Raw genomic sequence first — 26,698 nt, 5'->3', positions numbered from 1 at the left:
ACGGTGGCTCCTTGAAAGCCAATGTGACTATGCGACACTTATTTCGACAACCAACCGGCCTGTTCCTGAAACAAAAGATGGACACTACACTCTTTACGAGCAATATTATCTGCACACACCCTAATTCCGAAACCGATGAGCCTATCTATTAGACTTCGTTAAAGCCATGACAGGTACGCCGTTGCCAGAGATCAAAAGCCCGGAAACCGGCGCGTCCGCCGAGATTGAGACATTTGCATCGAACCCGGCGTTGTTTGCGGTTCTGCAACAGGGCGCGCGACACATGATCGAGCTCTATGACCGTTTTCCGAGGATCGGTCGCCTGGTCGCCGCCCAGCAGAAATGGCTCCTTACCCAGGCTGCCTACGCGCTGCACCTGCAGCGCAACCCAACCGATCCCCTCTCCGGCATCACAGCCTCGCGGCTTCTCGACATCATCGTCGAATTCGGCGCAGCCAGCCGCAACACGGCGACAGCCTTTCTGGCCGAACTGCTCGCCTACAAGCTGATCCGCGACGTACCGGGGTCGCCCAGCAAACGCAGCCGTCCCCTGGAGCCGACCGAGGTCAGCCACGACGCGATGATGCTGTGGTTTCGTGGCCAGATGCGCAGCCTTGATCTTCTCGACGGCGGCGAGCGCGTCACGCGGCTGGAGGCCAATCCGGAAATTTTTCGCCGCGCCCAGCCGATCGCCGCCAAGCGGCTGATCGCCGACAGGGCGTGGCGGGAACCGCCGCTCAGCATCGCCTGTTTCGTCTGGACGGAATATGGCGGACTGATCCTCGACGATTTCGTCTCACGGATTGTCAATGCGGTCCCCGAGGACGGTTACCACTGGGTGGAAGACCTTCGTTTCGCAGAATTGTCCAACCACTACTCCCTGTCGCGCACGCATATCCGGCGCCTCTTTGCCCGCGCCGAAGCGTTCGGATCGCTTGGCTGGCGGGACCGCAGCAACAACCGGAACAAGGTATGGGTCGCGGCCTCGTTCGTGGATGATTACAAGCGCTGGCAATCGATCAAATTCTGCGCACTGGACCAGGCCTTTAGCAAGGCGGTCCGCTCGATTGAGGCAGAGGAGCATGACCTCGAACCGAACCGTGCCGATACGAGCCCGTCAGGCGTTTGACTGCGCAAATCGCGGCAGGCTGTCGTTGATCTCGTAGAAATCCCCTTTGTCGGCGCAGAAGATGTGATAGCCGAAAGCCAGCCCGGTTGGCGGATCGAAGGCACCGGCCATGATCGAGGTGTAGTCGAGGCCATCCATCTTCCAGAACAGCGCCGAACCGCAGGTCTTGCAGAAGCCCCGGCATGCTTGCGGGCTCGAGCGGTACCAGGTGATGGCGTCGGCGCCCTGAATGCCCAGGTCAGCGTCGAGAACATTGGTTGCCGCATAATAGAGTCCAGTCTGTTTGCGGCACTGCGAGCAGTGGCAGGCGATCACCTCCCGCAACCTTCCCCGCGTATGAAAACGGACCGCGCCGCAATTGCAGGAACCAGTATGCTCTTCCGCCATGTTTATCCCCTCAAGCTTATGACTGGCCCATCGCGCGGGCATGAAAAAACCGGGCCAGCTTCTCCAGCCAGCCCGGTTTCGTCAATTTCAATTCATTCAGCCGAGGATCAGCGGCGCTGATCGCCCCCAAGATCAGCCATTCACGACCATTCGCTTCTCGTCGCGACCGCCCTTCATGCGCTCGGCAAGAAGGAAGGCCAGTTCAAGCGCTTGATCGGCGTTGAGGCGCGGGTCGCAATGGGTGTGGTAGCGATCGGCCAGATCGGCGCCGGAGAGCGCGCGGGCGCCACCGGTACATTCGGTGACATCGTTGCCGGTCATCTCGATATGGATGCCGCCCGGATGCGTGCCTTCAGCGCGGTGGATCTGGAAGAAGCTTTCGACCTCCGACAGAATCCGCTCGAACGGCCGGGTCTTGTAGCTGTTGAGCGTGATCGTGTTGCCATGCATCGGGTCGCAGGACCAGACGACCTTGCGGCCTTCCTTCTCGACGGCGCGGATAAGGCGCGGCAGGTGCTCGGCAACCTTGTCGTGGCCGAAGCGGCAGATCAGCGTCAGGCGGCCAGGCTCGTTCTGCGGGTTGAGCAGATCGATGAGCTCGATCAGCCCGTCACCCGTCAGCGACGGGCCGCACTTGAGACCGAGTGGGTTCTTGATGCCGCGGCAGTATTCGATATGTGCATGGTCGGGCTGGCGCGTGCGATCGCCGATCCAGATCATGTGGCCGGAGGTCGCGTACCAATCACCGGAGGTCGAATCGACGCGGGTCAGCGCCTGCTCGTAGCCAAGCAGCAGCGCCTCGTGACTGGTGAAGAAATCGGTCTCGCGCAGGCTCGGATGGTTCTCGGACGTGATGCCGATCGCCTTCATGAAGTCCATGGTTTCGGAGATTCGGTCAGCGAGCTTGCGGTAGCGTTCGGCCTGCGGGCTGTCCTTGATGAAACCGAGCATCCACTGGTGCACGTTTTCGAGATTGGCATAACCGCCCATCGCAAAGGCGCGCAGCAGATTGAGCGTCGCAGCCGACTGGCGGTACGCCATGATCTGACGTTCCGGATCCGGAATACGGGCCTTTTCGTTGAACTCGATACCGTTGATGATGTCGCCGCGATAGCTCGGCAGCTCGACGTCGCCCTGGCGTTCGATGTTCGACGAACGCGGCTTGGCGAACTGGCCGGCAATGCGGCCGACCTTGACGACCGGCTGCTGGGCACCGAAGGTCAGGACGACGGCCATCTGAAGGAACGCGCGGAAGAAATCGCGGATCGTATCGGCGCCGTGTTCGGCGAAGCTCTCGGCGCAATCGCCGCCCTGCAGCAGGAAGCCCTTGCCTTCCGACACGTTGGCAAGCTGGTTCTTCAGACGGCGTGCCTCCCCCGCAAACACCAGCGGCGGAAAGGTCGTGAGCTGCGCTTCGGTTGCGCTGAGCGCTGCCAAATCCGGAAAATCCGGCACCTGCTGAATGGGCTTCTGCCGCCAGCTGTTCGGGGTCCAATTCTGTGCCATGTCAATCACCTGTTCTCTTGCGCGAGGTCCGCCGTCGCTGCCGCGTTCCGGAGAGGTCCGGTCAACGCTGGCTGGAAACGGAATCTGAAATCGCGTTTCCATCGGCCCAATTCCTGACCGCAGCTTCCCCAGCCGGGAAAACGGCGATTTTGCGGATGCGGGCTTATAAACGTTAACATGGGGATTGAAAAGCGATTGTTCCACCAAAGTACGCACTGCGAGATTTTGGCACGCAGTTTGCCGGTAAACTCGCTCGTTGCCGGCCGGAGCCTAGCCGACCCTCTCGCCGTTCTTGAGGCGGTAGCTTGGGTTGTACATCGTCACCAGTTCTTCCGACGCCGTCGGATGCACCGCCATGGTGCGATCGAAATCGTCCTTGGTGCAGCCGGCTTTTAGCGTAATTCCAAGCAGTTGCGCCATTTCGCCGGCCTCGTGGCCGAGAATGTGAGCGCCAACGACCTTGCGATCGGCGGCATTGACGATCAGCTTCATGATCGTTTTTTCGCTGCGTCCCGACAGCGTCGCCTTCATCGGCCGGAATTCGGCGCGGTAGATTTCGAGTTCGTCGTATTTCTTTGAAGCATCCTCTTCCGAGAGGCCGACGGTGCCGATTTCGGGCTGAGAGAAGACGGCGGTGGCAATCAAGTCGTGATCCGGTGAGACCGGATTACGCTTGTATTCCGTTTCGATGAAGCACATGGCCTCGTGGATGGCTACCGGCGTCAGCTGAACGCGATCCGTCACGTCGCCGAGTGCATAAATGCCCGGCGCGCTGGTGCGGGAAAACGCATCGACGATTATGGCACCGCGCTCGTTGACCGCAACTCCCGCCGCCTCGAGGCCAAGCCCCCTGGTATTCGGCACCCGGCCAAGCGCCAGCATTACCTGATCGACAATCAGCGTACCGTGCTTCAGGGTTTCGGCAGCCAGCTTGCCGTCAGCATTCTTCGTGATCGACTGCAGCAGGTCCTCGCACAGGATGCGGATGCCCTTCTCTTCCATCGCCGCGTGGAGACCGCGCCGCATATCCTGGTCGAAGCGCGACAGGATTTCGCGGCCGCGATAGATCAGTGCCGTCTCGACGCCAAGGCCATGGAAAATATTGGCGAATTCGACGGCGATATAGCCGCCGCCCGCAATGACGATCGATTTCGGCAGTTCCGCAAGGTCGAAGGCTTCGTTCGAGCTGATGCAGAGTTCGTGACCGGGCAGCGCCTCATGCGGCGTCGGGTGGCCGCCGACGGCGATGACGATGCGCTCCGCCGTCACGGTCTTTCCCGTGGCGACTAGCCGGATGCTGTTCGGCCCGGTCAGTTCAGCCCGCGTGTTGAGGATTTCCGCGCCGGCATTGGCAAGCCCCTTCTGGTAAAGGCCTTCCAACCGCGTGATTTCCTTCTCCTTGGCAGCGACGAGCCTCGTCCAGTCGAATTTGTGCTCGCCGACGCTCCAGCCGAAACCCTCCGCGTCCTCGAAATGCTCGGTGAACTGCGACGCATAGACGTAGAGTTTCTTCGGCACGCAGCCGCGAATGACGCAGGTGCCGCCGTAGCGGAATTCCTCGGCGATGGCGACCTTTTTGCCCATGGCTGCTGCGAGGCGGCCGCTGCGCACGCCGCCGGAGCCGCCGCCAATAACGAAAAGGTCATAGTCGAAAGACGTCATGCTGAAAAACTCCCGGACGGGTCAGTGCGAGGGAGGCGGATCGTCTGGGAGCCGGGTCGGCTATGCTGGACCCCGGCGATTCCCGCCATGTGTTGCTGATATAGGGTGGAGCGATACAAAATGAAAAGCCCGGAATGATCCGGGCTTTGCAATTCGTCGTCCGGCGTGCACCGGGCGAAACCGGCAAGCCGCTTATTGAGCGGGCTTTTCGGCCGTGGCGTCCGGTACCGGCTGCTGCCCGGCGGTCAGGGTCGCGCCGAGTTCCTTGGTCGCAGCCGTGTTGAGGTCGCGGGAAATGCCCGCCGCCCAGATATCGGCAGCCTTGATCATTTCGCGCGAGGCGATCGGGCCATCCTTCAGAAGCTTCTTGCCCGCGTCCGACGTGTAGAAAGCCGTAATGGCATTCAGCTGATCGACGGTGAAGGTCTTTGCGTAGATCGTCGCGGCCTCGCGCTCCAGATCGGCGCGGCGCACAGCAAGCTCGAGCGCCTTTTCATCGACCGTCTTGGTGATCAGTTCCTGATGGTTCGGCGAAGACTGGATCAAATTCGTCTTCAGGCGTTCGGCGAGATTAGGCAGAATATTGTCGAAGCCGTTGGTGGCGTTGATTGCCTCGATCGCGGCGCGGGCAGCCTTGACCTGCTCGTCCGTTACATCCTGCGCCCGCACGGCAGGAACCATGACGGCGGAAAGGATGATGGCGGTTGCAGCCACTGTACGGCCGAGGCCTGCGAGATTGATCATATCTGAAACGCTCCTGTCAGTTGACGCCGGGTTCCGTGCGCGTCTTGCTCCTGCGAACCCCGCATAATCCAATTTCTAAGCCGCCGCCACCATCGGGGCTCGATCCCCTTGGGCGGCAACGCTGTTGTAACACTCCGCCGCGCCCGCCTTCGGCCACGGCTGGAAATCTCGCCTCTAGGCCGTCATCACCCGCGCCCCCGCCGGACCGGCAATGATGGCAAGGGAAGCGATGCCGATGAATAGCCCGTGTTCGACCACGCCGGGAATAGCATTGAGTTCATGTGCCAGCGCATCTGCATCAGGAATACGGCCAAAAGATGCATCCAGAATCAAATGTCCGCCGTCGGTCATGAAGGCTCCGTCGCCGGAGGCGCGCACGACGATTTCGCCGGAAAGCCCCTGCCGTGCGGCAAGTTTTTCGACCGCAATACGCGTGGCGGCAAGCCCGAAGGAATTGACCTCGATCGGTAGCTTGAAGGCGCCAAGCGTATCGACCACCTTCGTTTCGTCGGCAATCACGATCATCCGCGATGAAGCGCAAGCAACGATCTTCTCACGCAGCAGCGCGCCGCCGCCGCCCTTGATGAGGCGCAGCTTGCCGTCCACTTCGTCGGCGCCATCGACCGTCAGATCCAGTTCGGGAAGCTCGTCCAGCGATTTCAGCGGCACGCCGAGTTCCAGGCATAGCCGCGCCGTGCGTTCTGACGTCGGCACGCCTTCGATGCGAAAACCGGACGCCACCTTTTCGGCGAGCAGACGAACGAACTCCTCCGCCGTCGAACCTGTGCCGATGCCGAGCCGCATGCCGTCTTCGACATAGTCGAGTGCTGCCGCGGCAGCCTTGATCTTCATTTCACGGGCGTCCATGCGCCACGCACTCCCCAAATCTTATCCCAAGGACCAGAGCGAAGACGCCCGGTCCTTTTTTTCCGCTGAGACGTTTACACGGCTGCCACGGCAAACAAAAGCCCAAATAGCAGGCGAGGTACAAATGGCTGCCACAGCTTAAACGGAAAGTGGCGATTGCTTTTTTCCACAGGTTCCCCTACCCGAACTGCAACGTTTCGCAGTCCACCCGAGAGGTTTTCGTGTCCGCCCCCGTTGTCGTCTTTGATCTTGATGGAACCCTGGTCGATACCGCACCGGATCTCGTTGCAAGCCTCAACCATGCCGTTACCCAGGCCGGCCTTGCGCCGGTGACCTATCACGACCTCACCCATCTCGTCGGACACGGCGCCAAGGCGATGATCGAGCGCACGTTCACGCTGCGCGGCAAACCGCTGAGCGCCGGCGATCTCGACTGGCAGATGAAGGAATTCGTGGATTTCTATCACGGCTCGATGCCGGGCTTGTCCATCCCCTATCCCGGCGTCATCGCGGCTATGGACCGGCTCTCCGAAGCCGGCTACACACTCGCCGTTTGCACCAACAAGCTGGAAATGCTGGCGAAAAGCCTGCTGGAAGGGCTCGCCCTCACCCCGCGCTTCGCCGCGATCACCGGCGGCGACACATTTCATGTGAGAAAGCCGGACGCCGAACACCTCTTGTCCACGATCCGCCTTGCTGGCGGCGCGCCAGAAAAATCCGTGATGATCGGCGACAGCCTCAACGACATCCTCGTTGCCCGCAACGCATCCGTCCGCTCGATCGGCATCCCATTCGGCTATTCCGACGTGCCGGTCGAAAGCCTGGCGCCCGATCTCGTCATCCGCCATTTCGATGAACTGACGCCGGACCTGATCGAGCGACTGATCGCGCAGGCATGAAAAAGGCGGCCTTCAAGCCGCCTTTATGGAATCATCGATTTTCCTGCACTCAGCCTTCGGCGCGGCGGGCGACCCGCGTCGCCTCGAATGCGCGGCTCATATACATGTCGCGCTCATAGACATCGTCGAAATACTCGACCGCCCCGTCCTTGTTCGGCCAGGCGGTGAAATAGGCGACATAGACCGGAATCCTTTGCGGCACCTGAACGCCCTTGTTGCGGCCGTCGGCGACCTGTTGGGCCACGTCATCGACGGTGGTACCGAGCACGGCAGCAGCCATCCGGCGCGGATCGGCCAGACGCACGCAGCCATGGCTGAGCGCCCGCTGGTCCTTCTGGAAGAAGCTCTTCGACGGCGTGTCGTGCATGTAGATCGCGTGACTGTTCGGGAAGAGGATCTTCAATTCGCCCAGCGCATTGTCGCTGCTTGGAGGCTGGCGCACGGCCACGCCGCTGGTCGAGCCGTTCCAGTTCACGTCATAGGACGAAACGGCGCGACCGGCCACTTCCACCTGGTAGCCGAGGCGGTCGAGATAGCCCGGATCGTTCCTGAGCTTCGGCAGCATCTCGTTGATGATGATCGACTGCGGCACGCCCCAATAGGGGTTGAATTCCACTGTCTGGATCTCGTCCTCGAAGAAATAGGTCTGGTTCGCCTTCGAGCCGACAACCACACGCATCGAAAACTGCTCAGCACCCTGGTCGTGATAATAGGCCATGAAGGCCGGCTGGTTGATGAAGACGTAACGGCTGCCGAGGTCGGCGGGCAGCCAGCGCGCCTGCTCCATGGCGACGCGCACCTTGTCGATCTTACTTTCGGTCGTATCGCCACCGCTCAGGATGCGGATCGATGCCTTGCCGACGATACCGTCCGGCTTCAAGCCGTTTTCCTTCTGGAACCCCTCGACCAGCGCTACCAGCTCCGGCGTATAGTCCGGCGTTCCTTGATAGGCGGAAAGTGTGAGCGCGTGCTCGACCTTCAGCGCGTCAGAACCTTTTTGCCGGATGCCCGCGACGACATTGGCAAGCTCCGGATTGGCAATGCCCGGCTTCAGCAGCGTGCCCGGCGCAATGGTGATCCGCGGCGCATCGCCACTCTTGGCCTGAAGTGCTTCCAACTCCCGTTTCAGCGCCAGGAATTCCGGACCGGTCGGCGTCTGGGCCTTGAGATAGGCTGCAACATCATGGCTTCTGGCGATGTTCTCGAGCTTGCCCGTCAGGTTGACGCTCTTGCGCTTGAAGTCGTGATAGCCGGAAATCTTGTTCGGATCGATGCGACCGCGAACGGTATCCTGGACATAGGTCAGCGTCGCGGCGGACATGCGGATTTCGAAATCGACCAGCGCCTTCTCACGCGCCATCATGTCGTTGCCTTCGAACGTGTCGGACGGCACGGAAACGGCATAATCCTGCGGATCAAGCCCGACGCTTGCAGCGTCACCGAGGACAGCCAGAGCGGCCTTCGCCGCCGCATTCGGGCTGTCACCCTCAATCCAGACAAACCCCTCGCGGCCAGCGTAAAAGGCCTCGACGGCCTTGGCCACATCGGCCGGCGCATAGGCCGCCACATCCGGCAGGAACTGGCGGGCATCGGCAAGCGACGTACCCTGCGCCAGCGGCAGCGCATCGTTGCGCACGGAACCGGTAACGACAGGATCGAGAAGCTTTGCAGTGTCGATGCGCCGCAGCGGTTCGGCCTTGTAGGTGTAGTAGCGCGGCGAGGTCACGCGCGGCAGGGCACGGGGCACCGAATCTTGCGCCGGGTTCGCTTCCTGCATGCCGCCAAAGCGGGGCCACACCTGCACCTCTTCCACGGGCGGCCTCTTCTTGCGAAAGAGATCCATCAAGGTATATGCCTCTGCGCCCTGGACGCCGAAAGAGGTGAACGCGCACCCGGCAAGGAGTGTCACGATCGCTGCAGATTTCATCAATTTCATTGGCTCACACGTCCCCGTATCGCATTGCCGCCATCAGCGGTTCGCGCCCGATGCCCTTCATGTCACCGAGCTTTGGTACTTATAAGAAAGGATGGTGAATGAAAAGGAAACGCCACCCATTCCCGGTCTCCCGCGGCCGTTACAAATCCGTCACGGCGCCCGGTTAGAAAGACGGGTGAACGCGGCCAAAAATTTGAATTCTTTGCATTATTTTTTTGCGTACCCAAAAAATCGCCCCGACCTGCGAAAATCGCCAACGGGGCCAAGGAAACTATCCAGCGGGATGTGTCTGAAAAGGCACAGCATGCCAGCAGCGCTTGCTCGCGCAGAGCGATTTCCCAGCGGGAATGGAAGGCTTGATGAAGCACCGTATTTTAAACGATTGTAGCATGCTGCAGCCCCTCGCAACCTCTTTACAAGCACCGGGCACTGGGCCAGAGAGAACCGCATAACAGCCTCGGACCGCCGTGACGCGGCGGCCATATCCACCTCCCGGTCTTGATACCGCATGACGAAAGCAGGGATTACGATGACACCAACGCGCACGGAAACAGATACGTTCGGCCCGATCGAGGTCGCGAGCGACCGCTATTGGGGCGCTCAGGCGCAACGCTCCCTCGGCAATTTCAAGATCGGCTGGGAAAAGCAGCCGCTCGCCATCGTCCGCGCGCTCGGCATCGTCAAGCAGGCCGCCGCCCGCGCCAACATGGAACTGCAGGGCCTTGACCCGACGATCGGCAACGCCATCATCAACGCGGCCCAGGAGGTCATCGACGGCAAGCTCAACGACCACTTCCCGCTCGTCGTCTGGCAGACCGGTTCGGGCACGCAGTCGAACATGAATGCCAATGAAGTGATCTCCAACCGTGCGATCGAAATGCTCGGCGGCGTCATGGGCTCGAAGCAGCCGGTGCATCCGAACGATCACGTCAACATGAGCCAGTCGTCGAACGACACCTATCCGACGGCCATGCACATCGCCTGCGCCGAGCGCGTCGTTCACGACCTCCTTCCGGCTCTGAAGCATCTGCACGCGGCTCTCGAAGCCAAGGTGAAGGCCTTCGATCACATCATCAAGATCGGCCGCACGCACACGCAGGACGCGACACCGCTGACGCTCGGCCAGGAATTTTCCGGCTATGCCGCACAGGTCGCCTCATCGATCAAGCGGATCGAGATGACGCTGCCCGGCCTTTGCGAACTGGCGCAGGGCGGCACCGCCGTCGGGACCGGCCTCAACGCGCCGATCGGCTTTGCCGAGAAGGTCGCCGCAGAGATCGCCGAGATCACCGGCATCGCCTTCGTAACCGCTCCCAACAAGTTCGAGGCGCTGGCCGCCCACGATTCGATGGTCTTCAGCCACGGCGCGATCAATGCCGCCGCAGCTGCATTGTTCAAGATCGCCAACGACATCCGCCTGCTCGGTTCCGGCCCCCGCTCCGGTCTCGGCGAACTGTCGCTGCCGGAAAACGAACCCGGCTCGTCGATCATGCCGGGCAAAGTCAACCCGACCCAGTGCGAAGCGCTGACGCAGGTTTGCGTCCAGGTGTTCGGCAACAATGCGGCGCTGACCTTCGCCGGCAGCCAGGGCCATTTCGAGCTCAACGTCTACAATCCGTTGATGGCCTACAATTTCCTGCAATCGGTGCAGCTGCTGGCCGATGCTAGCGTCTCCTTCACCGACAATTGCGTCACCGGCATCGAGGCCCGCGAGGACAATATCAAGGCGGCGCTCGACCGCTCGCTGATGCTGGTCACCGCCCTTGCCCCGAAGATCGGCTACGACAACGCCGCCAAGATCGCCAAGACGGCCCACAAGAACGGCACGACGCTGCGCGAGGAAGCCGTCGGCGGCGGCTATGTCACCGACGCGGAATTCGACGCCGTGGTCCGCCCGGAAACCATGATCAGCCCTTCCTGATCAGTCCCTTGACATCATTCACCAATCACATCAGGCAGCGAGAGATCGCTGCCTGATTGTCGTTTGAGTACCGGCTTCAAGTGCATTCAATTTTACCGATCGATTTTGCCAAACGTTAAGCCTTCCAAAATCATTTATCCCTAAAACTTGCAATTGGAGACAATAAGACGGGAGCCTGCAATGCGAGCGGCTTTGAGCAAGGCGCAGATACCGGATATCGCGGCGCAGGTGACCTATGCCATGCGGATCATGGGGATCGCCCCCCTTCCGCGAAACTATGAGCTCTACTACGAAGCCTATATCGGCTCGAACCCAAAGCTGACCAAGGAACTGGCAGCGCTCGGCAGCCGCGCCACCCAGGAGGAACTGGACGAGATCGGCGCGCGCTACTTCGCCCACGTACACCACGCAGCCGGCATCGACCGGGCGCATACACATCTGGCAAGCGAACTCGGCGATCTTCTCCAGCTTCTGAAGGAAGAGCAGTCGGCACTTGAGAACTACAACCGGCTGCTCGACGAAACCTATCAGAACATAACCTGCAAGAGCAACGCCAGCGCCGAAATCCTGCGCCAGGCGGTCAGCATCCTGACGGAAGCGACCGCCGATACGATGAACCAGGGCAAGGAACGGGTCGAAAACGTCTCGCTGAAGTCCTTCGAAATGGAGATCATCCGGCAGGAGCTCGACGAGTACAAGCGCATCGCCAATACCGATTCGTTGACGCGTCTCGCCAACCGCCGGGCCTTTGACGAGAAACTTTCCGCCGTCTACAATTCCGAGCATCTTCGCGCCCAAACGGGTCTTCTGGTCGCCGATATCGATCATTTCAAGAAGATCAACGACAGCTACGGCCATCCGGTCGGCGACAAGATCCTGGCAACCGTCGGTACGGTCATCCGTGCCAATTTGCGCCGCGACGCCTTTGTTGCGCGTACCGGCGGCGAGGAATTCGCCATTATCCTCGGCGACAATACGCTCGAGGAAAGTCTTCAGGTGGCCGAGCGCATCCGCACCGCGCTGGCGACGACACCCTTCAAGAATTCCAAGACCGGCGTCAATTACGGCCCGATCACGCTTTCCGTCGGCCTCTGCCAGGCAACGCAGGCCGACGACCCGACCGACCTCTACAATAAGGCCGATATAGCGCTCTATTGCGCCAAGAATGCCGGCCGAAACAGATCCATGCTGTTTGAGGAAGGAATGAGGAAAGACACCGGCAAAAGCTGGCTCATCTACCGGAAATAGCAAAAAGATACATCTCGGCCGAAGGAGCCCAAACGGCGCCTTTTGCCGTTTTTTTTCGCGTTCCCCAGGAAACAGCCGCTCTCCCGGTGATTGTCTAGAAAGGCTCCATGCAAGGGAGCGAGCCGGAGTGAACCGGAAAAAATCTCCCGCACGAACTGGGAGATACGGACATGAAGACCATCATCGCAGCCCTGATCACAACCGCCCTTCTCAGCCCTGCCGCACAGGCCGCCGACCGGGACGGAGCCTTCGAAGTCGCCTCGCTCCAGACCGCGACCGAAAAGACTGGCTGGCTGCAGATTCTGTCGCAGGGCAAGCAGGCAAAGACCAAGACCGCGAAGAAGGACATCAACCAGTCGCCAGTCCCGCGCGAACTGGTCGCCTTCAACGAAAACGTCGCGCCTGGCACCGTCATCGTCGACAATTCCGACCGCCGCCTCTACCACGTGCTGGGCAACGGTGTCGCCATGCAATACGGCGTCAGCGTCGGCCGCGATGGCTTCATCTGGACCGGCACCAATACGGTCAGCCGCAAGGCCGAATGGCCGACCTGGAACCCGCCGGCGGAGATGCGCGTCCGTGAAGCCAGGAAGGGTCATATCCTGCCCGTCACCATGAAGGGCGGCATCGATAACCCGCTTGGCGCCCGCGCCATGTATCTCGGCTCGACCATCTACCGCATCCACGGCACCAACCAGCCGTCCTCGATCGGCAAGGCGATGTCCTCCGGCTGCATCCGTATGGCCAATGAGGATGTCGAGCATCTCTACGCCAATGTGATGATCGGCACCAAGGTCATCGTCCGCGACTGACCTGATTTTACGGCGAACACTCTTTAGCGGCAGGCCGAAACGCCGGCCGCTTTGGCGATGGCCAGAAGTTCGGGCCGGTATTCGAAATGCATGGTGTCGTAGTGATACCAGCGCCCGCCCCAGATGAAGCCGTGCCGCTCGAAGGCATCGACGATCGTCATCGGATATTTGTTGTTGTAGTGCGGCACCCTGCCCGGCTTGCCGCCCGCCCAGATCCAGTAGTCGGCATAACGGGTATTGAGATCGATCGCCGCGCCAAAGCTGTGCACGGAGAGGTTCGAAGCGCCGGCAACGTTGCGCCAGTTGAAAGTGCCGGCGGAAGGCGTGAGAAAGACCTTGAGGTCGGGCATTGCTTTCAGCTCGTCACGAACTTGCTCCAGCGCCTGCGCCACGCCCTGTCTTTTTGTCACTGGCAGCTTACTCCCGAACCAGTCGACCTCCACCAGAGACGCTTCCACGTCCCGTGCCGATCCGCCGTAAAGGCGTTTCATCAGCACCTCGCTGCGAATGCGGCCCGGATCGAAATTGACCTCCGGCCGGCTTTCGCAGGGTCCCGGCGGATACACCTGCGACAGGCTGTCCTCGATATCGCCGGACGCCAGTTTCTGCGCATGGTCCTTCGTCTTGCCGTCATCGATCGGCAGGCTCTGTCCGCCATCACGAAAGAGGATTGATCCGTCTTCGCTCCCACCAAGGGTTTCCGGATAGGCGTCGGTCAGCAGATCTATTTTTTGCGCGAGACTGAGATCGTCGGCTTGAGCCGCAACAGCCACAAGCAGCATTGCAGCGAAAACAAGCGACGCCCGGTCAGTCGACGGTGACATTGATATAGTCGCCGTCGGCACCGCGAAAAATCTGCACGTTGATCAGCACATTGCCTCGCACCAGCGCCCGGGCGGCACGCGTTTCGATGGTGCCATGTTCGATCATGCGCTCGGCCTTTTCGCGGTTCCCTGCGGAACCGAAGAAGCTGTCGCCTTCATCGCCCGGCTGGGAAGTGCCGAAGCGATGATAGTTCGCCCGGTCCTGGCGGATGATCTGCCACGGCTCGGACAGCCGCTCTCCATAGGAATTATAGAGATCTTGCTCGCCGATATAGGCATCGTATTCCTCAACGAGCCGATCGGCCCTCGCCACTCCGGTGGAAAGTCCGACCGTCACCGCGACCGTCAGCAAGAAGACGCCCCTGTTTTTCATATGTTCCCCAATCCGCGGCGCCCAAAGCCAGCCCAATCCATCAGGGCACGCGCGCCGTCCTCTAAATGACGCGCGACTGACCTGTTTTATTCAGGGTGCGCAAGCGCCTACCACATCGTCTTTGCGGCACGCTCCGGCCATTCGCGATCATACGTCTCCCGATCGAAATCGGCCTTCGCCGCCTTCAACAGCGCGCCCGGCGTCGGCAGCGACTGCGGATCGACGAAGCGCTCGGGGTTCCAGAGTTGCGAGCGGATCAATGCGCGGGCGCATTGGAAATAGACCTCGCCGATGGTGACGACGATGACGCTGCGCGGATGCTTGCCGTCGACCTCGAAGGAATTGGTCAGCGCCGGATCGACGCTGACAACGGCCGTGCCGTTGATCCGCATCGTCGTGTTCGAGCCGGGAACGAGAAACATCAGGGCCACGCGCGGATCCCGCACGACGTTGGCGAGCGAATCGACCCGGTTGTTGCCGCGCCAGTCCGGCATCAGCACGGTCTTCTCGTCTTCTATCCTGACGACACGGGCATCGTCGCCGCGCGGCGAACAGTCGAGCCCCTCGGGGCCAACGGTGGCGAGCGCGGCAAATGGGGAAGCCTCGATCATCCGGGCATAGTCCGGCGTCAGCCTGGTCGTCACCTTGACCAGCGACGCCTCACCGGCTTCCCCATAGAGCGCGTTCAGTGCCTCGACCGAGCGAATGATCGTCATGCTGTTCTCCCAGGGTCCGAGCGATCTTTTCGACCGTAGCATGACGGCTTCAGGACGACACCCGCAAAAATTGCTCAGGCGGCAGCCCTTCTATCCTCCGCATGAATGAAGGCATTGATCCGCTCGATCACCGGCGTCGCCGAAACGATACGGCGGTGGCCAAAACCGTTGGCCCAATGAAGTTCGATATTCGGGCCGGCCGCCGCATAACGGCGCGCATGATCGGCAGAAACCTCCTTGTCGTCTTCCGCATGGATCACCAGGGTCGGCACGGTGAGCACACCGAGAATCCGGGCTGCATCGTAGTCCTCGATCCGCCGCCCGGATAGCTGCACGACCATGCCTTCCAGCGCGCCCTGGGCCTTCGCAGAAAGGTGAAGAAGCTTTCCGAACCCTTTGAAAAGCCATGTCATCTCGCTCGGCGCGCCGATCAGCACCATGCTTTTGGCGATTTGGGGCGGGACGTCGCAAACAAGGCCACCCGCAGCACAGGCGAGGCTCGCACCGCCAAACGAATGGCCGACCGCGACGTCGAACCGGCCGAAATGCCTCCAGGCGGCATCGATCGCCCGCACCGCGGCCGGCATCGTCAACGTTCGCCCAGGTGAGGCGCCGTGTCCCGGCCAGTCGAGCGCGACCACCTCGGCACCCCCGGCCAGAAGCCCCTCGATCATCGCCGCCAGATAATCGCTGCGTGATCCCCAGCCGTGGACCAGAAGCACGCGTTTCGTCGCACCGCGGTCAGCCCGCGCTTCGAAATGCCTGGCCATAACCCAACCGCCGGAGAAGGACAGCGTGACAGGTCGTGCCTTGGCCATCGCGGGCGCGGCCGCCGCCAGCAACGCCTTTTCCTTACCGTTCGACGGCTTACGGCCGGGTGTGACACTGAACAGCCGAAACGCCAGCCGCCCCGCCGTTTCCGGAGAAAAGGCCGACACGCATCTGAGTGCAAGACGGGTGACCTCGATCGCAAAGGATGCCATAGTGGGATTCCCTCTAAAATGTTCAATGATGAACATTATTGTACAACGATGAACAAAAAGCAAGCAACGATCGAACACCATCATTTTCCCTGGGACCATCCGCGTTTCCGCAGCTGGATCGCAGTCGCACGCGCCTGCCAGCTGATGCAGCAGACGCTGACGCGCGCACTCACCGACCTCGACATCAAGCCGCCGCATCTCGACATCCTGATCAATCTCTATCGCTTCGACGGCATCTCGCAGCAGGAACTCGCGCGAAAACTTCTGGTCGGACGCTCCAACATGAGCATGCTTTTGCCCCAGCTCGAAAAACGCGGGCTGATCGAGCGGCGCGGCGACGCGAAGGACAAGCGCGTATTGCGGCTGTCGCTGACGACGAGCGGCCGGGAACTGACCGAGCAAGCAATGGAAATTCAGACTACGCTGATCGAGAAATCGCTGGACAACGAACCGATCGAAGAGTGCCTGATTGTCGCCAAGTCGATGGAGCGATTGATCAGCCGCCTTTTGAAGGAAGAGAACGATCTCGACTGAAACAGGGCGCGATGCCGGTCAGCGCGGTTTTTCCGCCTTGTCGCGGGTCATGCCCTTTTCGGCAAGATGATGCTCATAGGCGGCAAACAGCGTTTCGCCGTTTTCCCCGAGTTCGCGCAGATAGGTCCAGGTGAAAATCCCGGTATCATGGAAATCGTCGAAACCGATGCGTACCGCGTAATTGCCGGTCGGCGTCATCGAGATGATAGAAACGTTGCGTTTGCCAGGCACCGTCAGCCCCTGTCCGGGCCCGTGGCCCTGAACCTCGGCCGACGGTGACAGCACCCGCAGCATCTCCGCCGAAAGATCAAAGGAAGCGCCATCGTTGAAGGTCACCGTCAGCCGGTGGCGGTCCTTCGAGACGCGCAGTTCGGTCGGCCAGATGTCGCTCATAATGTCAGTCTCCTTGCTTCACCCGAGCACCAGAGCCGGATGATTTTAGGTCGAATCGACCTGAAATCTGAATCCGCTCTAGTATCAAAGAAGAGCATGATGTCGTCCGAAAACCGCTTACACTTTTCGGCATCATGCTCTAGCGCAGATTCCCGCCGGAGGGAATTCCGGGCCTTCGCTTCCTTCCGATGAAAGACAATGTTTCGCCGGTTTTCTTACGGTTTTAAGTGCTTTCGCCTTGACGCCGCCTGCTTTGCTCACGACATTGATGCAACAGGGAGAATTTCGTTGAATACCGTCACCATCGACAGGACCGGCGCCCACAAGCTGGTCGATGCCAAAACGCCGATGATCGACCCGTTCGGGCGCGCCGTCACCTATCTCAGGGTTTCGGTGACGGACCGCTGCGACTTCCGGTGCACCTATTGCATGGCGGAGAACATGACCTTCCTGCCGAAAAAGGACCTCTTGACGCTGGAGGAGCTCAACCGGCTCTGTTCCGCCTTTATTGCCAAGGGCGTGCGTAAGCTGCGGCTCACCGGCGGCGAGCCGCTGGTGCGCAAGAACGTCATGTTCCTGGTGCGCGAACTCGGCAGGCACGTCCATTCCGGCGCCCTCGATGAACTGACCCTGACTACCAACGGTTCGCAGCTTTCGAAATACGCTGAAGAACTCGCCGATTGCGGCGTCCGGCGCATCAACGTCTCGCTCGACACGCTCGACGCCGACAAGTTCCGGCAGATCACCCGCTGGGGCGAGCTGTCGAAGGTCATGGAAGGCATCGACGCGGCGCAATCTGCCGGCATCCGTGTCAAGATCAACGCCGTCGCCCTCAAGGGCTTCAACGATGCAGAAATCCCCGACATGCTGCGCTGGGCGCACGGCCGCGGCATGGACCTGACACTGATCGAGACCATGCCGATGGGCGAGATCGACGAGGACCGCACCGATCACTACCTGCCGCTCTCCGAGATGCGCGACCGCCTTGCCGAAGAGTTCAGCCTGTCGGACATCGCCTACAAAACCGGCGGCCCGGCGCGTTATCTGAGTGTCGCCGAGACCGGTGGCCGGCTTGGCCTGATCACGCCGATGACCCATAATTTCTGCGAGAGCTGCAACCGGGTGCGCCTCACCTGCACCGGCACGCTCTATATGTGCCTCGGCCAGAACGACGCGGCCGACCTGCGCACGCCGTTGCGCGCCTCCGACGACGATGCCTATCTGTCGCGCGTCATCGACGAGGCCATAACCCGCAAGCCCAAGGGCCACGACTTCATCATCGACCGCACCCGCAACAAACCCGCCGTCGCCCGTCACATGAGCGTCACGGGCGGCTGAACCTGTCACGGGCCGGAAAAAGCGTTGTAGACATCCCCTCGCCGCGACCAGTCTTCTTGCTCTGTAGGATGCGGCCAACGGAACAAACTTCCGCGGATCACGTTCGGCTGAACCGATCAACGCAATCTGCGGAACGCTGTCATGTTCGCTTCTATCGAAGACATAGTACGCAGCAGTTTCGATTGTTACCTTACGGCCGACAGGCTTCGTCTGGAAACGCTGCTCGCACAGGATTTCACTTTCACCAGCCCCTACGACGACCATATCGATCGCAGGACGTATTTCGAGCGCTGCTGGCCGGTCGCCGGTACGTTCGAATCGTTGGAGCTGCAGCATCTCGTCGTTTCTGAAAACCGATGTTTCGTGCTTTACGACGCAACGTGGAAGAACGGAAACCGCGCACGAAACACCGAGCTCTTCGAGGTATCGGAAGGGCAAATCCATTCGGTAGAGGTGTTCTTCGGCCTACCGCCCGGCGGTCCGGTCTCACACCTACCCGGCTGAAACGACAAAACCCGCGCCCATGGTCCAGGCGCGAGTTTGATCTTCGTTGATGCCTGCCACTTAGGCGGCGTAGCTTCGGCCGTAGCCCTGCATTCGGCCACCCGCGACAGACCGGCGCGTGCCCGTCTTGAAGCGCTCGATCTTTTCGTTGAGCGTATCCACCTGGTGGCGCAGGCCGTGGATTTCGGCGGTGTTCTCCTCGACCATCGCAGCGTTCTGCTGGGTCAAGAGCTCGACCTCATGGACGGCCTGGTTGACCTCGTTCAAACCGCGATACTGGTCGGCGGCGGCCGATTCGATGTTGCTGACGAGCTGATGGATCGTCGAGATGTGGTCGTTGATGACGGTCAGCGCTTTGCCGGTTTCCTGCACCAGCTCGACACCGCCGCGGACCTGCGCCGAACTTTCGGAAATCAGTCCCTTGATCTCGCGGGCAGCACCGGCGCAACGCTGGGCCAGCTCGCGAACCTCCTGTGCGACGACCGCGAAGCCACGGCCGGCCTCACCGGCGCGGGCCGCCTCGACGCCGGCGTTCAGCGCCAGGAGGTTGGTCTGGAAGGCGATCTCGTCGATGACGCCGATGATCGTGCTGATCTTCTCCGAGGAGCGATTGATCGCTGCCATCGCATCGATCGCCTTGCCGACGACTTCGCCGGAATGCTTGGCATAGCTGTGAGTCTCGTCAACCGACACCGTCGTTTTGCGCGCGCTTTCGGCGGTCGAGCGGACGATTTCCGTCAGCTGGCGCAGAGCGCGCGAGCTTTGTTCAAGCGCCGCCGCCTGCTGCTCCGTGCGGCGGGCAAGGTCATCTGCCGACGAGGCCAGGTTCCCGGTGCCGCCGGTGATTTCGTCGGTGACCGTACGCACGTCGATCAGCGTCGCGCGCAGCGCCTCGACGGCATTGTTATAGGTCCTGGCCATGACGATGTAGTCTTCCGACAGGTTTTCCGCCATGCCCTCTTCCAGATTGCCGTCGGCAAGCTTGGCCAGCACGTCGGAGAGAGCGTTCAGCGCCTCCATCTGTTCGGCCTCGATGCGGGCGCGCTCCTGGCGGCGGCGGGCTTCCTCTTCGCCCGACAGCGTGCGGGCGGCTTCGGCTTCCTGCCCGAGCCGGACGTTCTCCACCGCATTGTCGCGGAACACGGCAACCGAGCGCACCATGTCGCCGATCTCATCGCCGCGGTTGCGGCCTTCGATCGCGACCTCGAGATCACCTTGCGCAAGCCGCGTCATCGTCTCGGTCACCCGCTTCAGCGGTCCGCGCAGGGTTTCGATCAGCATGAGGCCGCCAATGATGGCAAGCAGCGTGCCGGCGACCATGGCGATGATCGAGACGTCGGCGGAACGCTGGCTGTCCTGCTTGCCGGCTTCCTGTGCGCTGCTGACGAAGTTTTCCAGTGTCTGGCTGGCGTCGGCCACCAGCGCAGAAGCCTCGGCCTTGGCAGTCTGCCAGCGTCCACCGACATCGATCAGTTGTGCGGTACCGGTATCGATCGCTTCGAGCGAGGGTTTCAGCTTGCCCGCCAGATCGCGCAGGGCGGCGTTCTTGCCGCCCGTTTCCGAAAGCTTTTTCACGCTCGCACGCACGGCGGAGATGTCGGCGATCACGCGCTCGCGGCCTGCAGTATCAAGCTTGCGATGCAGTTCGCTGATGTGCAGCCGCGTGTCGTCGAGCCCCTTGAAGGTTTCGTTCATCAGTCCGATCAGCGTCTTCAGAAGCGAAATCTCGCCGTCCATGCCGACGAAGCGCTTCGCGGCGGTATCCGAATTGGTCACCGCCTCCTTGGCGAAATCGGCTTCGTATTTGGAGAATTTGATCAGCGCCGTGCTCAAGAGGCCCTTCTTGATATCATTCGTATCGCTGCTCTTCAGGATGTCCTGGATTTTCTGCGTGTCACCCTTCACCACGGCGATCTTCTTCAGCACCTTGTCGGAAGCGATCTTCTCGGCTTCGGCGATCTGCTTCAACAGATGCGGCAGGAGATTTGTGGCCTGCTGCACCTTGGCGTCCGGAGCAATCGCCATGGTGACCGGCAGGCGGAATTTCTTGATGCGCTCGGCAAGCCCCTGATAGGCCGCCGCATCGAAAAGCAGCGCCTTTGCGAAGGATTCCTTCTCACCGGCCTCCTTGCGCAGGATGTCGATCTGCTTGAAGGCAGTGTTGCCCTGTGCAGTCATATCGGCAAGGGCGGCGTCGAGCGATGCCGTCACACCGTCGCGTTCGGTCTTGATCGCCCAGAGTTTCTCCTGCTGCCCGCGCATCGCCTCGCCGAGCGCGACGACCGAACCGATCTTGGCCTTGTCAGCCTCAGCCGTCAGCAGGTCGTTCAGCACACGGATGCCTGCTTCCTGCTCATCGATCCGGCCGATCAGCGTTGCACGCGCTTCTTCGGTCGGGTTGTCGGCGAAGCTCTGCAGTCCGCTGCGCAGCGCCTGGAAATCGGAAAGGTTGTTGATCGTTTCGCGCGTCACGGTCATGTGCCCGTTGAGCGTGCTGGCGGTGAAATAGCCGACAAGGCCGATGCCGGCGATGAGAGCGACCAGCGGCACGACGAACAGGAGAACCTTGGTGACAATGCGAAGACGCTGCAGCGAACGATCGATCAGGGACATTCCGAACTCCAGTTTGAGCAAATCGGACATTCCCGCCAGACTGCTCTCCCGGTGGAGAACGGACATACCGGCACGCGACCAATGGCGCTTGTCCGGAACATCATCCGGTTGACCTCGAACGGAAGTACCTGCCGTTACGTCAACCATAATCGCGTCATGCGAAGGGCAGCGGAATATCGGCACAATAGGCAGCGAAGCTTAATATTTTCCCAAAAAATCCGGTGGTTTAGCCGGTACGCGCGAAATTGCGCGGAGTCTTTTTGTACATTCTAAAATATTGATAGAAACGACTATTCTTTCAAATCTGCCGAGAAATAAGTCAGCCATCCGATAGACGTTGCATAAAAGGCGTGCCGATGCTTTAGAGATAGGCAAGACCAATCCCCAGTGCTTTCGAAGCGAATGCATTCCATGCCAAAAGGCCGGATTGCGACGAGAATAGGCCAATAAAAATAATGCAATCCAACGCCAATTTTCGCGGTGCAATCTTCATGTGCCTCGCCATGGCGGGTTTCACCTGCAATGACGCGCTGGTGAAATCCGTCACCGGCGTTATGAATGCCGGTCAGATCATGCTGGTGCGCGGCTTCTTCACCTCATTGTTCGTGCTGTTGCTTGCCCGCCACTTCGGCGCCATGCGCTCGGTCCGCCTCGTGCTGACCCCCGTCATCGCGCTGCGCATCGTGGCGGAAGTCTTCGCATCCATCACCTATATCACGGCGCTCGGCCAGATCCCGCTTGCCAACGCCTCGGCCATTCTGCAGGCCTTGCCACTTGCCGTGACCCTCGGCGCCGCCCTGTTCCTTTCGGAGCCGGTCGGCTGGCGGCGTTGGCTCGCGATCCTTGCCGGCTTCATCGGCGTGCTGGTCGTGCTTCGCCCCGGACCCGAGGGGTTTACCGGCGCGGCACTCAGCGTGATCGCATCCGTCGTCTGCGCGGCGATCCGCGACCTGTGCACCCGGCGGATCGATCCGGCCGTGCCGTCGCTCTTCATCTCCGTCATTACCGCAGTGGTCATCACGCTTGTCGGCGCGGCCCTTGTGGTGCCGCTGGGCGGCTGGCAGCCGATGTCGCTGATATCCGTCGGACATCTCGCAGCAGCAAGCCTGTTGCTCTTCGTCGGCTACCAGTGCATCGTGCTCGCGATGCGAAACGGCGAAATCGCCATGGTCGCTCCCTTCCGCTATACCAGCCTCATCTGGTCGATCGGTATCGGCGTCCTTTTCTTTGCCGAGGAACCGGATCTCTGGATGGTCACCGGCGTTATAATTATCATCGCCTCCGGCCTCTATGCCTTCGCCCGCGAGAACAAGCGCCGGGCGGCGGCCTTGGCGCAGCAATCGGACCCGGGATCGCCGAAATGAGCGGATGCAACGACAGAGACATTCGATGAGCGCATCGACAGATCGCCCGCCCGCCGTCATCCTTGCCGGCGGCAGGTCTTCGCGCATGGGCAGCGACAAGGCGGCGGTGATGCTGGGCGGCAGGCCACTTCTCAGCCACATCATCGAACGCCTCACCCCTCAGGCCGCCGGGCTCAGCGTCAACAGCAACGCCAATGCGCGCTTGGACTTCGCTCCGGGCATTGCCGTCTTCGCCGATACAGTTCCAGGCCATGCCGGCCCCATGGCGGGCGTGCTCGCCGCGATGCGTCACGCAGCAGAGTGCTTTCCCGCCGCAAGCCACGTCGCCACGGTGCCAACCGACACCCCGTTCGTCCCGCGCAACCTCGTCCCCCGCCTGCGGGGCGCAATCACCGGCCCCGCACAGATCGCCGTCGCCTATTCGGCGGGCGCAGTGCACCCGGTCTTCGCACTTTGGCCGGTCGGTCTCGCGGGCGAGCTTGAGCACTGGCTACTGACCGACGACAAGCGCCGGGTGCGCAGCTTCATCGAGAGCCATGCAATGGTAGCAGTCGATTTCCCCCTGATCGAAACCGCCGCCGGCCCGATCGACCCCTTCTTCAACATCAACACGCCGGCGGACCTGGAAACGGCCGAACGCTGGCTGCCGCTCATCGAGGACCTGGAAAGATGACGTCTCCAAAAATCTTCGGACCAAAGATCTTCGGAATCGCGGGCTGGAAGAACTCCGGCAAGACCGGCCTCGCCGTCCGGCTGGTCACCGAGCTGACGCGGCGCGGTTATCGCGTCTCGACGGTCAAGCACGCCCATCATGATTTCGATATCGACAAGGTCGGCGCCGACAGTTTTCGCCATCGCGAGGCGGGCGCCCATGAGGTGACGATCGTTTCCGGCACCCGCTATGCCATCATGCATGAATTGCGCGGCGCGCCCGAGCCAAGCTTTCCGGAGATTCTCGCCCGCCTCGCCCCGTGCGACATCGTCCTGATCGAGGGCTACAAACGCGAGCCGATCCCCAAGATCGAGGCACGGCGGCTGGAGGCGGCAAACCGCGAACCGCTCGCCCCCACCGACCCGCATATCGTCGCCATCGCATCCGACCATCCGGTCGAGGATCAAGGGCTGCGCCTGTTCGATCTCAACGATACGATGGCGATCGCCGACTTCATCGAAGCCACAACGGGGCTTTCCAGGCAGCCGGCCAGGCAGCCGGACTGATCCCCGAACTTCGAATTGCAGGACCCCGTCGATCCATCTGGCTGCACCGGCGCGAACGCAAAACGGCCCGGTGCACTGGGCACCGGGCCGTTCCTGCGGCGTCTCTTTGAGAAGCCGGACTATGGCTAGTTCTGTGCCACCGGACGGACAAGTGGCGTCACGCGACGGATCGTCACGCGGCGGTTCTCCTGTTCGGCTTCCAGCGTGCGGACCTTGAGGAAGCGCTCGCCATAGCCCTGGGTCACCAGGTTTTCGGCCGGGATTTCGTAGACTTCCGTCAGCAGCGAGGCGACCGATTCAGCCCGTTCGTCGGAGAGAACGAGGTTCGATTGATCGCTGCCGACCGCGTCCGTGTGGCCTTCGATGAAGAAGGTTTCGCCCGGATCCTTCTCGATCACCCGCAGCATGGCGTCGGCAACCTTGCGCAGGGTTTTGGCCTGCGACATCGGCACTTCGGCGCTGCCGGTCGCAAACGTGATCGTATCGAGATCGATACGGCGCACCTTGTCGCGGATACGAGCCGAGTTCCTCACCTCGTCGATCGAATAGACACGCTCGACCTGTTCCACCGGCGGCTCGGCCAGGAAGTCGTAGTAATCGCGATCCGGCTCGCTCGACGTATCGATGATGTAGTCACGAACCGGCACGCGCAGGCGCATCGGCGGCAATTCTTCACCGACATCGTAAATCGGCGGACGTGGGCCTTCATCGACCTCCGGCGCATAGATCATCAGATATTCTCGTCCGTCCCGATCGATGCGCAGGCGCTGCACGATATCGCCGTAGCGATTGTAGATCGTCACGATGCGGATACCGTTCGGCCGCTCGATAATCTCGCGGGTCCGCCCACGCGAAAGCTCTTCATAATAGGTTTCCTGGGCATTGCGGCGCAGGCGGGGACGATCGTCGCCGCGAACGATGATCTGGTCGCCGAAATCAAGGACGACACGGTTATCGCGGGTCTCATCGATCCGCGGCCGGTCGGCGCCGGTAAAGGCGTCGATCAGATCATTGACGCCAAACTCCGGAACGCGCTCGACCCGGCGGCCCTCCTCGCGAATGGCAGCGCCCAGTTCCTCCTGGGTTGGACGGCTGTCGGTGCGGCTCGACTGGGCTTCCTCGTCGCTCTTCGGAATTTCGACGTTTTCTTCCTGGGCACGCGCCTGTTCACGACGCTTGCGACGCTTCTCGCGCACACCCTCGTCGCCGGCATTGTCTGCCTCCTTGTCGCTGTCGAGAACGGCAGCACCCTTATCGACGGGCAGCACGACCGTATCGTCAGTCGCCGCCGGATCGCGGGCAATCTCCTGCTTTTCCTCCTCGGTGCGCGTATCGACGATCTCCGGGATAGGCTCGCGGCGGTCGCGCCGCTTGCGGCGGGTTTCGGTCGGCTCGGCCTCACCCTCGACCGCCGGGCGCAGTTGCTCCTCGGTCACGGGCGGCTGGCCCTCTTCCTGCTGTTGCCCTTCGGCCTGCTGGAGCTTCCTGCGCTCCTCGGCGGCCTTTGCAGCCTCATCCTCGGCGGACGGCTGGACTTCTTCCTGCTGCTGCTGCTGTTCGCGCGCCTTCGCACGCTCCTCGGCGGCCTTGGCAGCCTCATCCTCGGCGGACGGCTGAGCCTCTTCCTGCTGCTGCTGCTGCTGTTGCTCCGCCTGCTGGCGCTTCTTGCGCTCGGCGCGGGCACGCTGTTTTTCTTCGGCGGCCTGGCGGGCTGCTTCGTCCTCGGCGGAAGGCTGGGCCTCTTCCTGCTGCTGCTGCAACTGCTGTTGCTCCTCGGCCTGCTGGCGCTTCTTGCGTTCGGCGCGAATCCTCTGCTTTTCTTCGGCCGCCTGGCGGGCCGCCTCGTCATCGGCGGACGGCTGAGCCTCTTCCTGCTGCTGCTGCTGCTGTTGCTGCTGTTCCTGCTGCTGCTCGGCCTCCTGCCGCTTCTTGCGGCGTTCGGCACGGCTCGGCTGCTCTTCCTGCGAGGGCTGGGCTTCCTCAGCCGGCTGTTCCTGCTGCGGCTGGGCTTCTTCAGCCGGCTGTTCCTGCGGCTGCTCGGCGTCCTGCCGCTTCTTGCGGCGTTCGGCGCGGCTCGGCTGCTCTTCCTGCTGCGGTTGGGCTTCTTCAGCCGGCTGTTCCTGCTGCGGCTGGGCTTCTTCAGCCGGCTGTTCCTGCGGCTGCTCGGCGTCCTGCCGCTTCTTGCGCTTCTTGCGCAGCAGCTCTTCCGGCACCTGCTCGCCGCCTTCCTGCGCGATACCCTCTTCCTGCGCGACCTGGAACGGCTTCATCAGGCTATCGGCCAGCGCCGGCTGGATGGCGATCGACATCGACAGCATCGGCAACGCGACGGTCGCAAAGAGTTTGGATCGAATGGTCATGTATTCCTCCTTCAGAGGTCCCGTTTCGTCGTTTTCAACCGGCAGGACGTACCGGCCTTTTTCTTTCTTCGCCTTTTGGGCAATCCCAAGCCGTCAAAAGGCGGTCAAAAAAAGGCACACCGGCCAAATCACCCCACGAGGATTAGCCAATCCTGCATTAACTCAACATGAATAGTCCGTTCATGTTGGGCAGACATAGGTCGGCATCACCGGGAAGCCACCCCGGGCATGGCGATGTTCAGACTTTTCATGAAGGTTTTGCTGCTTTCCTGTTGATTTTTTCGCGTAAAGCGTAGGAATATCCGCGCCAGCCCGACCACAACGACGGTCGGCTTATCGGCGGCCGCGAAGAAGAAAAATCGGCCGC

General features: G+C 61.3%; 24 protein-coding genes. 11 read left to right on the top strand and 13 right to left on the bottom strand.

Features of this window, described 5'->3' with window-relative positions; genetic code table 11:
• Positions 1–166: 166 nt before the first annotated feature.
• The gene (locus ACSQ2W_RS16365) at positions 167–1,129 is read left to right on the top strand and encodes a hypothetical protein (RefSeq protein WP_436087202.1); all 963 of its coding nucleotides are present in this window, start codon (positions 167–169) and stop codon (positions 1,127–1,129) included.
• Here the strand turns inward: ACSQ2W_RS16365 and ACSQ2W_RS16360 are convergent.
• From ACSQ2W_RS16360 to rpiA, 5 genes are all read right to left on the bottom strand, one after another.
• Positions 1,118–1,516, bottom strand: coding sequence for a GFA family protein (locus tag ACSQ2W_RS16360; protein ID WP_436087201.1), 399 nt, complete (start codon positions 1,514–1,516; stop codon positions 1,118–1,120). The two genes, ACSQ2W_RS16365 and ACSQ2W_RS16360, sit on opposite strands and share 12 nt — an antisense overlap.
• 132 nt (positions 1,517–1,648) lie before the next feature.
• Positions 1,649–3,022 carry a class II 3-deoxy-7-phosphoheptulonate synthase gene (locus ACSQ2W_RS16355; protein WP_436087200.1) on the bottom strand — a complete coding sequence of 458 codons (1,374 nt, stop codon included), beginning with the start codon at positions 3,020–3,022 and terminating at the stop codon, positions 1,649–1,651.
• Between the two features lie 270 nt (positions 3,023–3,292).
• Positions 3,293–4,684 carry a glutathione-disulfide reductase gene (gene gor, locus ACSQ2W_RS16350; protein WP_436087199.1) on the bottom strand — a complete coding sequence of 464 codons (1,392 nt, stop codon included), beginning with the start codon at positions 4,682–4,684 and terminating at the stop codon, positions 3,293–3,295.
• Positions 4,685–4,876: 192 nt separating this feature from the next.
• Positions 4,877–5,428, bottom strand: a complete 552-nt coding sequence (locus ACSQ2W_RS16345) for a DUF2059 domain-containing protein (protein WP_436087198.1) — start codon at positions 5,426–5,428, stop codon at positions 4,877–4,879.
• A 174-nt stretch (positions 5,429–5,602) separates the two neighbouring features.
• A complete protein-coding gene (gene rpiA / locus ACSQ2W_RS16340; protein WP_436087197.1) occupies positions 5,603–6,295 on the bottom strand; it encodes a ribose-5-phosphate isomerase RpiA in 693 nt (230 codons plus the stop codon).
• Between the two features lie 221 nt (positions 6,296–6,516).
• Between rpiA and ACSQ2W_RS16335 the strand changes: the two genes are divergently transcribed.
• Positions 6,517–7,194, top strand: a complete 678-nt coding sequence (locus tag ACSQ2W_RS16335) for an HAD family hydrolase (RefSeq protein WP_436087196.1) — start codon at positions 6,517–6,519, stop codon at positions 7,192–7,194.
• 49 nt (positions 7,195–7,243) lie between these two features.
• Here ACSQ2W_RS16335 and ACSQ2W_RS16330 read toward each other — a convergent pair whose 3' ends face one another.
• Positions 7,244–9,130, bottom strand: a complete 1,887-nt coding sequence (locus ACSQ2W_RS16330) for a L,D-transpeptidase family protein (RefSeq protein WP_436087195.1) — start codon at positions 9,128–9,130, stop codon at positions 7,244–7,246.
• A gap of 508 nt (positions 9,131–9,638) precedes the next feature.
• Between ACSQ2W_RS16330 and fumC the strand changes: the two genes are divergently transcribed.
• The 3 genes from fumC to ACSQ2W_RS16315 all read left to right on the top strand — a co-directional run bounded on the left by fumC (position 9,639) and on the right by ACSQ2W_RS16315 (position 13,111).
• Positions 9,639–11,051 carry a class II fumarate hydratase gene (gene fumC, locus ACSQ2W_RS16325; protein WP_436087194.1) on the top strand — a complete coding sequence of 471 codons (1,413 nt, stop codon included), beginning with the start codon at positions 9,639–9,641 and terminating at the stop codon, positions 11,049–11,051.
• A gap of 180 nt (positions 11,052–11,231) precedes the next feature.
• The gene (locus ACSQ2W_RS16320) at positions 11,232–12,299 is read left to right on the top strand and encodes a GGDEF domain-containing protein (RefSeq protein WP_436087193.1); all 1,068 of its coding nucleotides are present in this window, start codon (positions 11,232–11,234) and stop codon (positions 12,297–12,299) included.
• Positions 12,300–12,469: 170 nt separating this feature from the next.
• Positions 12,470–13,111 (top strand): L,D-transpeptidase, encoded by a 642-nt coding sequence (locus tag ACSQ2W_RS16315; RefSeq protein WP_436087192.1) that lies wholly within the window; start codon positions 12,470–12,472, stop codon positions 13,109–13,111.
• 23 nt (positions 13,112–13,134) lie between these two features.
• Here the strand turns inward: ACSQ2W_RS16315 and ACSQ2W_RS16310 are convergent, their stop codons facing one another.
• The 4 genes from ACSQ2W_RS16310 to ACSQ2W_RS16295 form a co-directional block, all read right to left on the bottom strand.
• Complete coding sequence (locus ACSQ2W_RS16310; protein WP_436087191.1) at positions 13,135–13,935, bottom strand: M15 family metallopeptidase; 801 nt, start codon at positions 13,933–13,935, stop codon at positions 13,135–13,137.
• Complete coding sequence (locus ACSQ2W_RS16305) at positions 13,919–14,308, bottom strand: hypothetical protein (RefSeq protein ID WP_436087190.1); 390 nt, start codon at positions 14,306–14,308, stop codon at positions 13,919–13,921. The genes ACSQ2W_RS16310 and ACSQ2W_RS16305 overlap by 17 nt, the downstream gene beginning before the upstream one ends.
• Positions 14,309–14,415: 107 nt before the next feature.
• A complete protein-coding gene (locus tag ACSQ2W_RS16300; RefSeq protein WP_436087189.1) occupies positions 14,416–15,024 on the bottom strand; it encodes a pyridoxamine 5'-phosphate oxidase family protein in 609 nt (202 codons plus the stop codon).
• A gap of 74 nt (positions 15,025–15,098) precedes the next feature.
• Positions 15,099–16,007: an alpha/beta fold hydrolase gene (locus ACSQ2W_RS16295; protein WP_436087188.1), complete on the bottom strand. Its 909-nt coding sequence runs from the start codon at positions 16,005–16,007 to the stop codon at positions 15,099–15,101.
• A 48-nt stretch (positions 16,008–16,055) separates the two neighbouring features.
• On the opposite strand from ACSQ2W_RS16295, the gene ACSQ2W_RS16290 reads away from it, so the two are divergent.
• Positions 16,056–16,541, top strand: a complete 486-nt coding sequence (locus ACSQ2W_RS16290) for a MarR family winged helix-turn-helix transcriptional regulator (RefSeq protein ID WP_436087187.1) — start codon at positions 16,056–16,058, stop codon at positions 16,539–16,541.
• 18 nt (positions 16,542–16,559) lie between these two features.
• Here the strand turns inward: ACSQ2W_RS16290 and ACSQ2W_RS16285 are convergent, their stop codons facing one another.
• Entirely contained in the window at positions 16,560–16,934 is a 375-nt protein-coding gene (locus ACSQ2W_RS16285) for a gamma-butyrobetaine hydroxylase-like domain-containing protein (RefSeq protein WP_436087186.1), read from the bottom strand.
• Between the two features lie 288 nt (positions 16,935–17,222).
• Between ACSQ2W_RS16285 and moaA the strand changes: the two genes are divergently transcribed.
• A complete protein-coding gene (gene moaA, locus ACSQ2W_RS16280) occupies positions 17,223–18,272 on the top strand; it encodes a GTP 3',8-cyclase MoaA (RefSeq protein ID WP_436087185.1) in 1,050 nt (349 codons plus the stop codon).
• A 141-nt stretch (positions 18,273–18,413) separates the two neighbouring features.
• Entirely contained in the window at positions 18,414–18,776 is a 363-nt protein-coding gene (locus ACSQ2W_RS16275; protein WP_436087184.1) for a nuclear transport factor 2 family protein, read from the top strand.
• Positions 18,777–18,836: 60 nt separating this feature from the next.
• Here the strand turns inward: ACSQ2W_RS16275 and ACSQ2W_RS16270 are convergent, their stop codons facing one another.
• On the bottom strand, positions 18,837–21,389 hold the full coding sequence (locus ACSQ2W_RS16270; RefSeq protein WP_436087183.1) for a methyl-accepting chemotaxis protein: 2,553 nt from the start codon (positions 21,387–21,389) through the stop codon (positions 18,837–18,839).
• A 455-nt stretch (positions 21,390–21,844) separates the two neighbouring features.
• Here ACSQ2W_RS16270 and ACSQ2W_RS16265 point away from each other — a divergent pair, with 455 nt between their 5' ends.
• Genes ACSQ2W_RS16265 through mobB form a run of 3 tightly spaced genes read left to right on the top strand, consistent with a single transcriptional unit; the run spans position 21,845 to position 23,971 of the window.
• Positions 21,845–22,753, top strand: a complete 909-nt coding sequence (locus tag ACSQ2W_RS16265) for a DMT family transporter (protein WP_436087182.1) — start codon at positions 21,845–21,847, stop codon at positions 22,751–22,753.
• Between the two features lie 25 nt (positions 22,754–22,778).
• On the top strand, positions 22,779–23,426 hold the full coding sequence (mobA, locus tag ACSQ2W_RS16260; RefSeq protein WP_436087181.1) for a molybdenum cofactor guanylyltransferase MobA: 648 nt from the start codon (positions 22,779–22,781) through the stop codon (positions 23,424–23,426).
• Positions 23,423–23,971, top strand: coding sequence for a molybdopterin-guanine dinucleotide biosynthesis protein B (gene mobB / locus ACSQ2W_RS16255; protein WP_436087180.1), 549 nt, complete (start codon positions 23,423–23,425; stop codon positions 23,969–23,971). Before mobA ends, mobB begins: the two co-directional genes overlap by 4 nt.
• Before the next feature lie 125 nt (positions 23,972–24,096).
• Here mobB and ACSQ2W_RS16250 read toward each other — a convergent pair whose 3' ends face one another.
• Positions 24,097–26,331, bottom strand: a complete 2,235-nt coding sequence (locus ACSQ2W_RS16250; protein WP_436087179.1) for an OmpA family protein — start codon at positions 26,329–26,331, stop codon at positions 24,097–24,099.
• Positions 26,332–26,698 lie beyond the last annotated feature (367 nt).

It is taken from the genome of Pararhizobium sp. LjRoot255, assembly GCF_964252905.1.
Taxonomy (GTDB): domain Bacteria; phylum Pseudomonadota; class Alphaproteobacteria; order Rhizobiales; family Rhizobiaceae; genus Pararhizobium.
This window is presented reverse-complemented; position numbering and strand designations above follow the sequence as displayed.

Coding starts and splice junctions, on each gene's coding strand:
- ACSQ2W_RS16320 (WP_436087193.1), top strand. CDS start 11,232: ATGCGAGCGGCTTTGAGCAAGGCGCAGATACCGGATATCGCGGCGCAG.
- ACSQ2W_RS16275 (WP_436087184.1), top strand. CDS start 18,414: ATGTTCGCTTCTATCGAAGACATAGTACGCAGCAGTTTCGATTGTTAC.
- gor (WP_436087199.1), bottom strand. CDS start 4,684: ATGACGTCTTTCGACTATGACCTTTTCGTTATTGGCGGCGGCTCCGGC.
- ACSQ2W_RS16365 (WP_436087202.1), top strand. CDS start 167: ATGACAGGTACGCCGTTGCCAGAGATCAAAAGCCCGGAAACCGGCGCG.
- ACSQ2W_RS16310 (WP_436087191.1), bottom strand. CDS start 13,935: ATGTCACCGTCGACTGACCGGGCGTCGCTTGTTTTCGCTGCAATGCTG.
- ACSQ2W_RS16305 (WP_436087190.1), bottom strand. CDS start 14,308: ATGAAAAACAGGGGCGTCTTCTTGCTGACGGTCGCGGTGACGGTCGGA.
- rpiA (WP_436087197.1), bottom strand. CDS start 6,295: ATGGACGCCCGTGAAATGAAGATCAAGGCTGCCGCGGCAGCACTCGAC.
- ACSQ2W_RS16295 (WP_436087188.1), bottom strand. CDS start 16,007: ATGGCATCCTTTGCGATCGAGGTCACCCGTCTTGCACTCAGATGCGTG.
- ACSQ2W_RS16265 (WP_436087182.1), top strand. CDS start 21,845: ATGCAATCCAACGCCAATTTTCGCGGTGCAATCTTCATGTGCCTCGCC.
- ACSQ2W_RS16290 (WP_436087187.1), top strand. CDS start 16,056: ATGAACAAAAAGCAAGCAACGATCGAACACCATCATTTTCCCTGGGAC.
- ACSQ2W_RS16315 (WP_436087192.1), top strand. CDS start 12,470: ATGAAGACCATCATCGCAGCCCTGATCACAACCGCCCTTCTCAGCCCT.
- ACSQ2W_RS16250 (WP_436087179.1), bottom strand. CDS start 26,331: ATGACCATTCGATCCAAACTCTTTGCGACCGTCGCGTTGCCGATGCTG.
- mobB (WP_436087180.1), top strand. CDS start 23,423: ATGACGTCTCCAAAAATCTTCGGACCAAAGATCTTCGGAATCGCGGGC.
- ACSQ2W_RS16345 (WP_436087198.1), bottom strand. CDS start 5,428: ATGATCAATCTCGCAGGCCTCGGCCGTACAGTGGCTGCAACCGCCATC.
- ACSQ2W_RS16285 (WP_436087186.1), bottom strand. CDS start 16,934: ATGAGCGACATCTGGCCGACCGAACTGCGCGTCTCGAAGGACCGCCAC.
- ACSQ2W_RS16270 (WP_436087183.1), bottom strand. CDS start 21,389: ATGTCCCTGATCGATCGTTCGCTGCAGCGTCTTCGCATTGTCACCAAG.
- ACSQ2W_RS16300 (WP_436087189.1), bottom strand. CDS start 15,024: ATGACGATCATTCGCTCGGTCGAGGCACTGAACGCGCTCTATGGGGAA.
- ACSQ2W_RS16330 (WP_436087195.1), bottom strand. CDS start 9,130: ATGAAATTGATGAAATCTGCAGCGATCGTGACACTCCTTGCCGGGTGC.
- ACSQ2W_RS16360 (WP_436087201.1), bottom strand. CDS start 1,516: ATGGCGGAAGAGCATACTGGTTCCTGCAATTGCGGCGCGGTCCGTTTT.
- ACSQ2W_RS16355 (WP_436087200.1), bottom strand. CDS start 3,022: ATGGCACAGAATTGGACCCCGAACAGCTGGCGGCAGAAGCCCATTCAG.
- fumC (WP_436087194.1), top strand. CDS start 9,639: ATGACGAAAGCAGGGATTACGATGACACCAACGCGCACGGAAACAGAT.
- mobA (WP_436087181.1), top strand. CDS start 22,779: ATGAGCGCATCGACAGATCGCCCGCCCGCCGTCATCCTTGCCGGCGGC.